Here is a 14,499-nt window from a genome sequence, read left to right on the forward strand (position 1 = left end):
GAATCCCCGCGGTCGGCGGCTGGCAAGGCCGCCGGCCGGCGGATCAGCGCCCGGCCGGGGCGACCGCGATGATCGGCTGGCCGGCCGGAGCGCCGGAGCCGTCCCGCCGGCCGTCCGCCTCCGGCAGGTCGATCGGCGACCCGCTGGCCGCCGCGGCGATCGCCGGGGCCGGCCCGGCCCAACCCAACAGCAGCGCGTCCTCACCCTTCAGGAACCGATGGCAACGGACGCCGCCGGTGGCGCGGCCCTTGCCCGGATACTCGCTGAACGGGGTGACCTTGAGCGTGCCCGCGTCGGTGCCGGGCAGCGCCCCGGAACTGCCGGCGACGGTGACCACCACGGCATCGCCGCCCGGCACGGCGCCGAAGTACACCGCGTTGACGCCCAGGGCGAGCTTGACCCCGGCGATGCCGCCGCCGGACCGTCCCTGCGGCCGGACCGAACTCGCGGGGAAGTGCAGCAACTGTGCGTCGGCGGTGATGAAGGTCAGCTCGACCTCGTTGCTGGTCAGTTCCAGCGCGCCGATCACCCGGTCGCCCGGCTCGAGCCGGATCACCTCCCAGGAGTCCCTGGCCAGCACCTCCGGGTTGACCCGTTTCACCACCCCGCGCGCGGTGCCGAGCGCCAGCCCGAGCGAGTCCTCGGCCAGCGTGGTCAGGCCGAGCACGGTCTCGCCGTCGGCCAGCGTGATCAGGGCGGTCAACGGCACGCCGCCCTGCAGATTGGGCGCGGTGGCGGTGGTCGGGACGGTGGGCAGGTCGAGCGCGTTCAGCTTGATCAACCGGCCGGTCGAGGTGATCACGCCGAACTCGCTGCGGGCCGTGGTGGTGATCCGCGAGGTGATCACGTCGTGGTTGGCCCGCGCCGTGGCCCAGGGGAGCGGATCGGCATGATCGGTCCGGGCCAGCAGCCCGGCCGAGGAGAGCAGGATCCAGCACGGGTCGTCGGCCACCTCGAGCGGCTCGGTGGTCGCGGTCGCCGCGACCCCGTCGGAGGCCAGCAGGATCGTCCGCCGCGGGGTGCCGTGCTGCTTGGCGACCTCGGCCAGCTCGTTGCCGACCAGGCTCCGGAGTTGATCTTCGTTCTCCAGGATGGCGGTCAGCTCGGTGATGGTCTGCTGCAGCTCGTCGCGTTGGCTCTCCAGCTCGATCCGGGAGAACTTGGTCAGCCGCCGCAGCGGCATGTCCAGGATGTAGTTGGCCTGGATCTCGGAGAGCTCGAAGACCTCCATCAACCGGACTCGCGCCGCCGCCGCGTCGTCGGCCGCCCGGATGATCGCGATCACGTCGTCGATGTCGAGGATCGCCGTCAACAGGCCTTGGACCAGGTGCAGCCGGTCGTTGGCCTCATTCAGCCGATATCGGGTGCGGCGCCGGACGACGTCGAACCGGTGATCCAGATAGACGGTCAGCAGATCCCGCAGCGGCATCGTCCGGGGCTGCCCATCGACCAGCGCCACGGCGTTGATCGAGTACGAGTCCTCGAGCTTGGTCAGCTTGTACAGCTTCTCCAGCACCGCGTCCGGGTTGAATCCGTTCTTGACCTCGATCACCAGCCGGGTCGGATTGTCCATGTCGGACAGGTCGATCACGTCGGCGATGCCCTGCAGCCGCTTGCTGGTGACCAGCTGCTTGATCTGCTCGATGATCTTCTCCGGGCCGATCAGGTACGGCAACTCGGTGATCACGATGCCCTTGCGCCGCGGATGCACCTGCTCCACCCGGGCGGTGGCCCGGATCCGGAACGGCCCCTTCCCGGTCGCGTACGCGTCGCGGATCCCGTCCAGCCCGATGATCTTGCCACCGGACGGCAGATCGGGGCCGGGGATGAAGCGCATCAGCGCGTCCAGGTCGGCGTCCGGGTGCTTGATCAGGTGCCGCAGCGCCTGCACCACCTCGATCAGATTGTGCGGCGGGATGTTGGTCGCCATCCCGACCGCGATCCCGGTGGACCCGTTGACCAACAGGTTGGGGAAGGCGGCCGGCAACACCGACGGCTCGACGTCCTTGCCGTCGTAGTTGGGCTTGAAGTCGACCGTTTCCTCGTCCAACCCGATGGTCATGGCCAGCGCCGCCGGCGCCATCCGGCACTCGGTGTAACGCATCGCCGCCGGCCCGGCGTCCAGCGAGCCGAAGTTGCCGTGCCCGTCGGTCAGCGGCAGCCGCATGTTCCACGGTTGGGCGGTGCGGACCAGCGAGTCGTAGATCGCCGTGTCGCCGTGTGGGTGGTACTTACCCATCACCTCGCCGACCACCCGGGCACACTTCACGTGCGGCCGATCCGGTCGGACCCGCATCTCGTCCATCGCGTACAGAGTCCGCCGCTGCACCGGTTTCAGCCCGTCCCGCGCGTCCGGCAGCGCCCGGGCATAGATCACCGAGTACGCGTACTCCAGGAAGCTGTTCTGCATCTCCCGGGAGACGTCGATGTCGACGATCCGTTCGGTGAAGTCGTCGTCGGGCGGGGCTGTGGTCTTGCGGGCCATGGGGCTGTTCGAGGTCCTTGCTGCTGGGCGGGCGGGGCGGAAAGTCATCCACCGTGCATTCTGCCCGGTCGGGTCGTCGGCGCCGGGGACCGGCACGCAAATACGAACAGGTGATCGGCTCGGGCCGGGGAACGGCCGGGGTCAGCCGTGGTCGGCGCGCAGCCGGGGACGGAGCTTCTCGGCGATGGCGCGTTCCCGGCGGAGCAGCCGCCGGCGGGCCTCGGCCTGCTTGGCGCCGGGGTCGGCGGTCAGGCCCGAGACCAGGAACCGGGCGGCCACCACGGCGTCCTGATGCCGGCCGAGCAAGCGCTGCAGCTTCCTGCTGCGCTTGGCCCGCCGCTTCCGTTTCTGGCGCTTCTTCTTCGACCGCTCGCCCTTGGCCGTTCCGGCCAAGGCCTCGAGCTCGAGCGCGTAGCGGTGGCGTTTCGCCGCCTTCCGGGCCCGGTGCAGGTCCTCGTCGTGGGCCCCGGTCTTGATCGCCTGGCGGACCCGGCGGCGTTCCTGGCGGCCGGCCCGGCGCACCCGGTCGGCGATCACACCGGCGGGCTGATCGGCCTCGGCGGTCAGCGGCGGCCGGTCGCGCCACCAGGTGATCACCGCGATCAGGTCGGCGTAGCGGTCGGAGCGCAACGCCTCGATCGCGGTCCGGCGGGCGGCGTCGCGCTGGTCGGCCAGCTCCCGCAGCACCGGCCGCACCTGCTTGGCCGACAGCTCGGGTGCCAGGTCGGCGTGGTCGGCGATCCGGTCCGCCAGGACGTCGCGATCACGCAACTCGCCCAACAGGCCGGCGAGCCACTGCGCCTCCCGGTCGAGCTTGGCCGCTTCCTCGGTCACGAACAGGTCGGCGAAGCTGCGCAGCGTGCTCCGCAGCCGGCGCAGCGCGATCCGGGTGTCGTGCACGGTCTCGGCATCGGCGAGCCCGGCAGTGGTCAGCGTGATCACCCGGTCGCACTGCTCCCCGAGATACCCCGTGAGCACTGAGCCGGCGGTGTCGTGGTCGGCCATCCGAACAGTATCGACGACTCAGAAGACGAAGTCGGAGTCGCGGAACTCGCCGGCGGGCCGCTCGGACTGCCGCTCCTCGGCGGTGCGCAGCTCGACCCGACGGATCTTGCCGCTGATCGTCTTCGGCAGTTCGGCGAACTCGAGTTTGCGGATCCGCTGGTACGGCGCCGCGTGGTCGCGCACGTGGGCCAGGATCGAGCGGGCGGTGTCGGCGTCCGGCTGCTGGCCGGCGGCCAGGCTGACGTACGCCTTCGGGACGGCGCCCCGGACCGGATCGGGGGACGGGACCACCGCCGCCTCGACGACGGCCGGGTGCTCGATCAGCACCGACTCCAACTCGAACGGGCTGATCCGGTAGCCGCTGGCCTTGAACACGTCGTCGGCCCGGCCGATGAAGGTGAGGTAGCCGTCCTCGTCCCGCTCGACCACGTCGCCGGTGTGATAGACGCCGCCGGCGAAGGCTCCGTCGTTCAGCTCAGGGTCGTATTCGCCGGCCCGGTGCTGATAGCCGGTCATCAGTGGCAGCGGCCGTTCCGGCGCCGGCCCTGGATCCCGGTCGCAGCCGCTGCGGGCGGTGCCGGTCAACTCCAGGCACAGCTCGCCCTCGCGGTCGTTCGCCTCGCCGCTGACCGGGTCGACCAGCCGGATCGTGTAGCCGGGCAGCGGCCGGCCCATCGATCCCGGCTTCAGCGGCTGGCCGGGGGAGTTGCCGACCTGGGCCGTGGTCTCGGTCTGGCCGTAGCCGTCGCGGATGGTGAGGTGCCAGGCCTGCCGGACCTTCTCGATCACCTCGGGGTTCAGTGGTTCGCCGGCGGAGACGCACTCCCGCAGCTCGTGCCGGGCCGAGGCGAGATCGGCCTGGACCAGCATCCGCCACACGGTCGGCGGCGCGCACAGGGTGCTGGCCCGGGTCCGTTCCAGCACCCGCATCAGATCGTCCGGATCGAACCGGGCGTAGTTGTAGACAACGATCGTGGCACCGGCCAGCCACGGCGCGAACAGGCTGCTCCAGGCGTGCTTGGCCCAGCCGGGCGAGGCGGCGTTGAGGTGCACGTCGCCCGGCTTGAGGCCGATCCAGAACATGGTCGACAGATGCCCGACCGGGTACGACAGCTGAGTGTGCTGGACCAGCTTGGGCTGGGCCGTGGTGCCGGAGGTGAAGTAGAGCAGCAGCGGATCGCCGCTCTTGCTGGCGCCGGGCAGCTGCCGGTCGGCGCCGCGGGACTCCTCGGCCCGGGCGTAATCGATCCAGCCGTCGGCGGCACCCTCGGGACCGGGGCCGTCGACCAGGATCCGGCCCAACTCCGGGTTCAGCCCCTCGAGTCGCTCGGCGTCCGCGGCCTGGGCGACCAGCAGTCGCGCGCCGCCGCGGTCGATCCGGTCGGCCAGGTCGGTCGCGGACAGTTGCTGGGCCGCCGGGATGATCACCGCGCCGAGCCGGATCGCGCCGAGCATGATCTCCCACAGCGGTGCCACGTTGCCCAGCACCAGCAGCAGTCGATCACCGCGCCGCAGCCCGAGCTCGGCCAGCAGGTGGGCCACCGCGACCGAGCGATCGGCCAGCTCGGCGAAGCTCAACCGCCGCTCCCGATCACCGTCGATCACCCACAGCGCGGTGCCGTCCGGGTTCTCCTCGGCCAGCCCGTCGAACCAGTCGGTGGCGAAGTTGAAGACGGGCAGGTCCGGCCAACTGAACCCGCCGTACGCGGTCGCGTAGTCCTCCCGATGCTGAATCAGAAAGTCACGAGCTGCCCTCAAACCCACCGGCTGCCGTCCCATACCCCCGACGCTACTGAACCAACCCCGACTTGTCAGACTCTCACCACGTCATAGCGTGGTCAGAGTCTGACAAGTCGGGGTGTTCAGGGGGTGCCGCCGAGGCGGACGTCGGGGGCGCCGAGGCGGGCGGCGTCGGCGGAGAGGTCGTCGGGCTGGTGCTGGGATTCGCGTTCGGCGGCGACCCGCTTGCGGTAGTGATCAACTTCGCGGTCGATGATGGCGCGGTCCCAGCCGAGGACGTGGGCGACCAGGTCGGCCACCTCGGCGGCGGCCGCGTCGCCGCGGTCCCAGGTCTCGATCGAGATCCGGGTCCGCCGGGCCAGGATGTCGTCCAGGTGCAGGGCGCCCTCGTGCGAGGCGGCGTAGACCACCTCGGCCTTGAGATAGTCCGGCGCGTGCTCCAGCGGCCGGCCCAGCTCGGGATTCTTCTCGATCAGGTCGGTCAGTTCGCCGACCAGCGACCCGTACCGGTTCAACAGGTGCTCCAGTTGGCCGACGCGCAGCTTGGCCCGCTCAGCCAGGATCGCCCGGCCGTTCCAGAGCGCGGCGAACCCGTCGGCGCCGAGCAGCGGTACGTTCTCGGTGCAGGACTTGGGCACCGTGCTGTTGCTGCCGGGCGGGACAAGATCATGAACGGCGGCGTCGACCGCGTCCTTGGCCATGATCCGATAGGTGGTGTACTTGCCGCCGGCGACCATGATCAATCCGCGCACCGGGGACGCCACCGCATGCTCGCGGGACAGCTTGCTGGTGGAGTCCGATTCGCCGGCCAGCAGCGGCCGCAGCCCGGCGTAGACGCCGACCACGTCGTCGCGGACCAGCTTGTCGGCCAGCAGCGTGTTGGCGTGCTCCAGCAGGTAGTCGATGTCGGCCTGGCTGGCCGCCGGGTGCGCCTTGTCCAGGTCCCAGTCGGTGTCGGTGGTGCCGATGATCCAGTGCCCGCCCCACGGGATGATGAACAGCAGGCTCTTCTCGGTCCGGGTGATCAATCCGGTGGCCGAGTTGATCCGGTTCCGCGGCACGACCAGATGCACGCCCTTGGAGGCCCGGACCTGGAACTGGCCGCGGCCGCCGAGCAGCTGCTGGATCTCGTCGATCCAGACCCCGGCCGCGTTGATCGTCTGCCGGGCCCGGATCTCGAACGTCTCGCCGCCCTCAAGATCACGAACCTTGACCCCGGCCACCCGGTCCTCCTCCCGGAGGAAGCCGATCACCCGGGTGCTGCTGGCGACCAGGGCGCCGTAGTGCGCGGCCGTCCGGGCCAGCATCATCGTGTGCCGGGCGTCGTCGACCTGGCCCTCGTAGAACGAGATCGAGCCGACCAGCGCCTCCCGGTCGGCCGACGGGAACAGCTCCAGCGTCTTCCGCCGGGACAGGTGCCGCAGATGGTGCGGCACGCCCCGGCCGGCACCCATCAGGTCGTAGACGCCGATGCCGAGCCCGGCGTAGCCGCGGTCGACCACCTTCTTCTGCAAGGGATAGATGAACTTGACCGGCTTGGCCAGGTGCGGGGCCAGCCGGTTCAGCGCCAGCGACCGCTCCTTCAGGGCCTCGAACACCAGCCCGAAGTTCAGCTGCTCCAGATAGCGCAGCCCGCCGTGGAAGAGCTTGCTGGAGCGGCTCGACGTGCCCGCCGCGAAGTCGCGGGCCTCGACCAGCCCGACCCGCAGCCCGCGGGTGACCGCGTCCAGCGCGGTGCCGGCCCCGGTCACTCCGGCACCGATCACCAGCACGTCCAACTCGTCGGTCGCCAGCCGGGCCAGCGACTCACGCCGGGTCTCCGGATTGAGCGGTGCCGTCACCGAGGTCACCTGTACTCCGATCGGTTGTTGATCATGCTAATTGTTGATCAGGGCGGAGCGGGCCGGGTCGTGCCGGCCCTCGATCAGTCGGACCGTGCCGGACCGGGATCGCATCGACAGCGATTGGGTGATCACCCGGTTGTCGTCGTACCGGACGCCGTCGAGCAGCGGGCCGTCGGTCACGCCGGTGGCGGCGAAGAACACGTTGCCGCCGCGGACCAGGGTCTCGGTGTCGAGGATCGCGTCGAGGTCGTGGCCGGCCTTCCGCAGCGCCTTCTTCTCCTTGGCGTCGCGGGCCACCAGCCGGCCGAGCAACTGGCCGCCGAGGCAGCGCAGCGCGCAGGCGGCGAGAACACCCTCCGGCGTGCCGCCGGTGCCGACCAGCAGGTCGACCCCGCAGCCGGGGGAGACCGCCATGATCGCGGCGGCCACGTCGCCGTCGAGCAGGAACCGGATCCGGGCCCCGGCCTGCCGGATCTCGGTGATCAACTTCTCGTGTCGGGGCCGGTCGAGCACGGCGACGGTGAGCTCGGCGATGTCCCGGCCGAGGGCCGCGGCGACGGTGGCCAGGGTGTCGGCGATCGGCGCGTCCAGGTCGACCTGGCCGGCGGCGGCGGCCGGCACCACCAGTTTCTGCATGTAGACCGCCGGTCCCGGGTCGAACAGGGCGCCCCGCGGCGCCACCGCCAGGGCACTGATCGCATCGGGAAGGCTCTTGGCCGTGAGCATGCTGCCGTCGATCGGATCGACGGCGATGTCCACCTCGGGCCCGGTGCCGTCGCCGACCCGTTCGCCGCTGTGCAGCCGCGGCGAGGCATCCTTCTCGCCCTCGCCGATCACCACCACGCCGTTCATCCGGACCGAGTCCAGCACCGGCCGGATCGCGTCCACGGCGGCCCGGTCGACCCGGTGCTCGTCGTCTCGGCCCATCCACCGGGCCGAAGCGATCGCCGCCGCCTCGGTCGCCCGGACCAGTTCCAGCGCGAGGCTGCGATCGGGGTCGGGCGGAATGATCACCCGCGGCACCAGGCCGTCGGTCAGGTCCGGCGTGATCATGAGAGATCGACCCAGTCCAGGGTGCGGTCGACCGCCTTCTTCCAGGTGGCGTAGCCGGCCTGGCGATCGTCCTCGGCCTGCTCGGGCCGCCAGCGCCTGTCCTCCCGCCACTGCTCGCGCAGTTCGTCGGTGCCGGACCAGAAGCCGGAGCTCAGCCCGGCCGCGTACGCCGCGCCGAGGGCGGTGGTCTCGGCCACCACCGGCTTGCTCACCTCGACGCCGAGGATGTCGGCCTGCAACTGCATGCACAGCTCGTTGGCGGTGATCCCGCCGTCCACCTTGAGCACGTCGAGGTGGACGCCGGAGTCGGCCTCCATCGCTTCGACCACGTCGCGGCTCTGATAACAGATCGCCTCCAGCGCCGCCCGCGCGATATGCGCCCGGGTGTTGAACCGGGACAGCCCGACGATCGCGCCGCGGGCGTCGGAGCGCCAGTAGGGGGCGAACAGCCCGGAGAAGGCCGGCACGAAGTAGACCCCGCCGTTGTCCGGCACCTGCCGGGCCAGCGTCTCGCTCTCCTCGGCCGAGGAGATCAGGCCGAGTTGATCACGCAGCCACTGCACGGCCGAGCCGGTGACGGCGATCGAGCCCTCCAGCGCGTACACCGGCTTGTCCTCGCCGAACCGATAACAGACCGTGGACAGCAGGCCGCTCTCGGAGCGGACCAGCTCCTCGCCGGTGTTCAGCAGCAGGAAGTTGCCGGTGCCGTACGTGTTCTTGGCCTCACCCGCCTCCAGGCAGACCTGGCCGACCATCGCCGCCTGTTGATCACCGAGGATGCCGCGGATCTCGATCTCGGCGCCGAACGGGCCGTCGGCGCGGGTGCTGCCGTACGGCTCCGAGGGCGAGGACGAGGCGATCGCCGGCAGCATGCTCCGCGGGATGTCGAAGAAGGAGAGGAGTTCGTCGTCCCAGTCCAGCGTCTCCAGGTCCATCAGCATGGTCCGGCTGGCGTTGGTGACGTCGGTGACGTGGACACCGCCGTCGGTTCCGCCGGTGAGATTCCACAACAGCCAGGTGTCGATGGTGCCGAACAGCACCTCGCCCGCCTCGGCGTCCGCCCGCACGCCGTCGACGTTCTCCAGGATCCACTGGGCCTTGCCGGCGGCGAAGTAGGTGGCGGGCGGGATGCCGGCCTTGCGCCGGATGGTCTCGCCGCGACCGTCCTGCTCCAGCGCCGCCGCGATCCGGTCGGTCCGGGTGTCCTGCCAGACGATCGCGTTGTGGACCGGCCGGCCGGTGCTCCGATTCCACAGCACGGTGGTCTCGCGCTGGTTGGTCAGGCCCAGCGCGGCGACGTCGGCCGCCTCGATCCCGGCCGCCCGCAACGCGCCCTGCACCACCTCGCCGGTCCGCTGCCAGATCTCCACCGGGTCGTGCTCGACCCAACCGGCCCGGGGCAGGAGCTGCTCGTGCTCGAGCTGGTGCCGCCCCGCCTCGTGGCCGTCGCGGTCGAAGACCATGCACCGGGTGCTAGTGGTGCCCTGGTCGATGGCGGCGATGAAGTCGGCCATCACTTCTCCTCTCACGCAGGTCGAACTCCAGCCAACCACAACCCCCCGGTCCACCCGGCGACGCCGCTCCAGCGATACTGAGGATGGGTCCTGATCAGTTGGGTCGCGGCGCGAGGGAGTGATCATCATGTCGGTCCGGCAGACGGTCGAGGGTGGCGTGCGGGACGCGGTCCGGGCCGCGGCGATGGCGGGGCTACGCGCTCGGGGCGACGTGCTCGGCCAGCTGATGAGCCCGAAGATGATCACCGATCCGTACCCGACCTATCGCCGGCTGCGCGAGCAGGGGCCCGTGGTCGAGACCGCGATGGGAGCGATCAGTCTGCGGTACGCGATCTGCGGCCCGCTGCTCCGCCATCCGTCGACGGTGACCGGCACCAGCATGCGGCGCGAGATCACCGCCGGGACCGGAAAGGTCCAGCAGTGGTTGTTCGGCAGCCCCTCGCGGGACGGGCTGGTCGATCCGACCGGGCCGGATTCCATGATCAGCAAGAACCCGCCCGATCACACCCGGTTGCGGAAGCTGGTGAGCAAGGTGTTCACCCCGGCCTCGATCGGCGCGCTGCGACCGCGGCTGACCGAGATCGCCGCCGGGCTGGTCGACCGGGCCCGCACCGCGGACTCGTTCGACCTGATGCGCGACGTCGCCGGGGTCTTCCCGGTGCTGGCGATCTGCGAGATCCTGGCCATTCCGCAGCCTGATCACGAACGGTTCCGGCAGTGGGGCAGTGATCTTGCCGCCGACCTGGACGCGATGGCGCCGGCCGCTCGGCAGCGGGCGGCGAACGCGTCGCTCGAGGCTTTGCAGGGCTACTTCGTCGACCTGGTCGCGGCCCGCCGTCAGAGCCCCGGCGATGACCTGGTGTCGGGCCTGATCGCGGTCGAGGAGGAGGGTGAGCGGCTGACCACCAATGAGCTGCTGGCCACCTGCATGCTGCTGCTGTTCGCCGGATTCGAGACCACGGTCAACCTGATCGGCAACGGTGCCCTGGCCCTGATCCAGAACCAAGATCAGCTTCGACTGCTCCGGGATGATCATGAGTTGATCCCGGGGGCGGTCGAGGAACTGCTCCGGTTCGATCCGCCGATCCAGCTCAGCTCACGGGTGCCGACCATCGACATCGAGATCGACGGCACCGTGCTGCCGGCCGGCCGGCCGGTCTCGCTGATGCTGGCCGGCGCCAACCGGGATCCGGAGGTCTTCACCGACCCCGACCGGCTCGACGTCACCCGAGCCAACGCCCGCAAGCACCTGTCCTTCGCGGCCGGCCCGCACCACTGCCTCGGCGCCGCGCTGGCCCGGTTGGAGGCGGAGATCATGTTCCGGCTGCTGCTGGAGCGGTTGGGTGACCTCCGCCCGGCCGGTGAGCCCCGCCGCCGCCCGACCTTCGTCCTCCGCGGCCTGACCTCGCTACCCCTGCACAGCTAGTTCGTCCCGTTCCCTGAGCCCGTCGAAGGGCAGGCCCAATCACCTTGCCCTTCGACAAGCTCAGGGAACGGACACCAATAACTGTGATTCATCAGCTGGCACGGGTCGACCGCGGTACGGAATCAGGGGAGACTGGCGGTCGAACCCGATCAAGGAGCAGACGATGGTCGCGGAGCTCGCGGAGCAGATCGATCCCCATGGTGGCGACTACGACCCGGAGCTGTATCGGCCGGAGGGGTCGGCGGAGACCGTGGCCGGGCCGCTGACCTCGGTGTCGGCCGAGCTTCGCCGGCAGTACGGCGCGGACGGGTTCCTCGCCGTCGACACCTTGATCAGCGAGGACCGGGTGACGGGGGCGGTCGCCGGGATCGATCGGTTGATCAGCGGTGGAGCACCGGGCTTCCGCGGGATCCAGTGGGAGGGCAGTGTCCGGGCCCGGCTGCCCGAGCTGGATCTCGAGCAGCGGCGCCGCTCGGTGCGCAAGCTGGTCTACTACGTTGATCATGAACCGCGGCTGCACGCGATCGCGCACGATCCGGCGATCCTCGGCCTGGCCGCGGAGCTGCTCGGCGCGGAGCCGGAGCTGTTCGCCGACCAGGCGCTGCTGAAGCCACCGGGGATCGGCCGGGAGAAGCCGTGGCACCAGGACGTGGCCTACTTCGACGTCCGGCCGGGCGCCCCGGTGGTCGGGTTGTGGATCGCGCTGGACGGCACCGATCCCGACAACGGCTGCATGCACGTGATCCCGGGCAGTCATCGGGCCGGTCCGGTGCCGCACTTCAATCGGCGCGACTTCCAGCTCTGCGACACCGACGTGGACCGGCGGCGGGTGATCGCGGTGCCGCTCCAGCCGGCCGGCTGCCTGATCTTCGACGGCCTGCTGCATCACGGCACGCCGCGCAACGCGTCGGACCGGCGGCGGTGGGCGCTGCAGTTCCACTACGCGCCGGCCGAGGCGATCTGGCGGTCCCGGGAGGAACGCGCCGCGTACAAGGAACGCCGGCTGGCGGTGTTCGGCGGCGACGGGCTGGACGTGACCTGCTAGCCGGGGCGAAGTAGCGTGAAGCCATGGTGAAGAAGGCCCCGGCCTCCGATCCCGGCGACGCGGATCTGACGATCAAGAAACCCAAGACCTGGGCCGCCGGGGTGCCCGGCGTCGTCGCGGCGCTGCGGATGAGCCAGCAGGAGATGGGGATCCGGCGCAGTGCGCTGACCCTGCTCCGGGTGAACCAGCCGGACGGGTTCGACTGCCCGGGTTGTGCCTGGCCCGAGCCGCACCACACGCACCAGGTCGAGTTCTGCGAGAACGGGGCCAAGGCGGTGGCGGAGGAGGCGACGCTGCGCCGGGTCACGCCGGAGTTCTTCGCCGCGCATTCGATTCCCGACCTGGCCGGGCGATCCGATCATTGGCTCGGTGCGCAGGGCCGGCTGACCACGCCGATGTACAAGCCGGCCGACGCCGATCACTACCGGCCGATCTCGTACGAGGGCGCACTGGACCTGATCGCCGACCGGCTGCGTGGGCTGGATGACCCGGACCAGGCGATCTTCTACACCTCGGGCCGGACCAGCAACGAGGCCGCGTTCTGCTATCAGCTGTTCGTCCGCAGCTACGGCACCAACAACCTGCCGGACTGCTCCAACATGTGCCACGAGTCGAGCGGCTCGGCGCTGGGCCAGACCATCGGCATCGGCAAGGGCACGGTCACGCTCGATGATCTTGGTCAGGCCGACCTGATCATCATCGCCGGCCAGAACCCGGGCACCAACCATCCGCGGATGCTGACCGCGCTGGAGCAGGCCAAACGGGACGGCACGACGATCATGGCGATCAACCCGCTGCCCGAGGCCGGCCTGCTCCGGTTCAAGAACCCGCAGCGGCCCAGCGGGGTGATCGGACGCGGCACCCAGCTCGCCGACCACTTCGCGCAGATCCGGCTGAACGGCGACCTCGCCTTCTTCCAGGCGCTGGGCAAACTGGTGCTGGAGGCCGAACGATCCGGCCGCAAGGTCGTCGATCATGACTTCATCGAGCGCCATACCGACGGGTTCGAGGCGTACGCGGCGGCGCTGGACGACCTGGACTGGGCCCAGGTGGAGCGAGCCACCGGCCTCACCCGTGATCAGCTTCGCGACGCCGCGGAGCTGGTGCTGAACGCGAAGTCGATCATCGTCTGCTGGGCGATGGGGCTGACCCAGCACAAGAACTCGGTGCCGACGATCCGGGAGATCGTCAACCTGTTGCTGCTCGGCGGCAACATCGGCCGGCCCGGCGCCGGCGCCTGCCCGGTCCGTGGGCACAGCAACGTCCAGGGCGACCGGACGATGGGGATCTATGAGAAGCCGGCCGAGCCTTTCCTGGCCGCCCTCGATGCCGAGTTCGGGATCACCGCGCCGCGCGAGCCCGGCCACGACGTCGTCGACTCCATCCGAGCGCTGCGGGACGGCCAGGCCAGGATCTTCATCGGGATGGGCGGCAACTTCGTCCGGGCCACCCCGGACACCGCGCTGACCGAGCGGGCGATGGCGCGCGCCGACCTGACCGTGCAGATCTCGACCAAGCTCAACGGGTCGCACGCCGTGGTCGGCCGGGAGGCGCTGATCCTGCCGACCCTCGGCCGGACCGAGCGGGACCGGCAGCTGACCGGCGATCAACGGGTCACCGTTGAGGACTCGATGGGCATGGTGCACGCCAGCCGCGGCCGCAACGCCCCGGCCGCGGAACTGCTGAGCGAGGTGGCGATCGTCTGCGAGCTGGCCCGGCGGACGCTGCCGGACTCGGCCGTGCCATGGTTGACGTTCCGCGCCGACTACGACCGGATCCGGGATCGGATCGCTCGGGTGGTGCCCGGCTTCGACGACCTGAACACCAAGATCGACACCGCCGGCGGCTTCGCGCTGCCCAACGGTCCCAGGGATTCGCGGACCTTCGCCACCGACACCGGCCGAGCCCACTTCACCGTCAACCGGCTCGAGGTGATCGAGCCCGGGCCGGGCCGGCTGATCCTGCAGACCGTACGGTCCCATGATCAGTACAACACCACGATCTACGGGATGGATGATCGCTACCGCGGCATCGCCGACGGTCGGCGGGTCGTCTTCGTCAACCCCGATGATCTTGCTCAGCTGGGATTCGCCGACGGGCAGCTGGTCGACCTGGTCTCGGAGTGGCCGGTCGGTGATCAGGTGGAGGAGCGGCGGGCGGAGGCGTTCCGGGTGGTGGCCTACCCGACCGCGCGGGAGTGCGCGGCCGCGTACTTCCCGGAGGCCAATGTGCTGGTGCCGGTCGACTCCACCGCCGAGGTGAGCAACACGCCCACCTCGAAGTCGGTGATCATCCGCTTGGAACCAGCCGCCAACGCTCCCTGAGCCTGTCGAAGGGCAAGGCCCGATCACCCCTGCCCTTCGACAGGCTCAGGGAACGAACACGGG

General features: G+C 70.4%; 9 protein-coding genes. 3 read left to right on the forward strand and 6 right to left on the reverse strand.

What is annotated here, in order from left to right:
* Positions 1 to 43: 43 nt before the first annotated feature.
* The 6 genes from FNH24_RS14220 to glpK form a co-directional block, all read right to left on the reverse strand.
* Positions 44 to 2,485, reverse strand: coding sequence for a DNA gyrase/topoisomerase IV subunit A (locus FNH24_RS14220; RefSeq protein WP_152362851.1), 2,442 nt, complete (start codon positions 2,483 to 2,485; stop codon positions 44 to 46).
* 141 nt (positions 2,486 to 2,626) lie between these two features.
* Positions 2,627 to 3,490, reverse strand: a complete 864-nt coding sequence (locus tag FNH24_RS14225; RefSeq protein WP_152362852.1) for a CHAD domain-containing protein — start codon at positions 3,488 to 3,490, stop codon at positions 2,627 to 2,629.
* 18 nt (positions 3,491 to 3,508) lie between these two features.
* Positions 3,509 to 5,269 carry an AMP-binding protein gene (locus tag FNH24_RS14230; RefSeq protein ID WP_152362853.1) on the reverse strand — a complete coding sequence of 587 codons (1,761 nt, stop codon included), beginning with the start codon at positions 5,267 to 5,269 and terminating at the stop codon, positions 3,509 to 3,511.
* 83 nt (positions 5,270 to 5,352) lie between these two features.
* Positions 5,353 to 7,071 (reverse strand): glycerol-3-phosphate dehydrogenase/oxidase, encoded by a 1,719-nt coding sequence (locus tag FNH24_RS14235; protein WP_217428224.1) that lies wholly within the window; start codon positions 7,069 to 7,071, stop codon positions 5,353 to 5,355.
* Between the two features lie 36 nt (positions 7,072 to 7,107).
* Complete coding sequence (gene glpX / locus FNH24_RS14240; protein WP_152362855.1) at positions 7,108 to 8,127, reverse strand: class II fructose-bisphosphatase; 1,020 nt, start codon at positions 8,125 to 8,127, stop codon at positions 7,108 to 7,110.
* Positions 8,124 to 9,641, reverse strand: a complete 1,518-nt coding sequence (gene glpK, locus FNH24_RS14245; RefSeq protein ID WP_152362856.1) for a glycerol kinase GlpK — start codon at positions 9,639 to 9,641, stop codon at positions 8,124 to 8,126. The genes glpX and glpK overlap by 4 nt, the downstream gene beginning before the upstream one ends.
* A gap of 127 nt (positions 9,642 to 9,768) precedes the next feature.
* Here glpK and FNH24_RS14250 point away from each other — a divergent pair, with 127 nt between their 5' ends.
* From FNH24_RS14250 to FNH24_RS14260, 3 genes are all read left to right on the forward strand, one after another.
* Complete coding sequence (locus FNH24_RS14250) at positions 9,769 to 11,067, forward strand: cytochrome P450 (RefSeq protein WP_246186897.1); 1,299 nt, start codon at positions 9,769 to 9,771, stop codon at positions 11,065 to 11,067.
* Between the two features lie 163 nt (positions 11,068 to 11,230).
* Positions 11,231 to 12,112, forward strand: a complete 882-nt coding sequence (locus FNH24_RS14255; RefSeq protein WP_152362858.1) for a phytanoyl-CoA dioxygenase family protein — start codon at positions 11,231 to 11,233, stop codon at positions 12,110 to 12,112.
* Positions 12,113 to 12,135: 23 nt separating this feature from the next.
* Positions 12,136 to 14,436: an FdhF/YdeP family oxidoreductase gene (locus FNH24_RS14260; protein WP_152362859.1), complete on the forward strand. Its 2,301-nt coding sequence runs from the start codon at positions 12,136 to 12,138 to the stop codon at positions 14,434 to 14,436.
* Positions 14,437 to 14,499: the final 63 nt, after the last annotated feature.

It is taken from the genome of Microlunatus speluncae, assembly GCF_009299835.1.
GTDB lineage: Bacteria > Actinomycetota > Actinomycetes > Propionibacteriales > Propionibacteriaceae > Microlunatus > Microlunatus speluncae.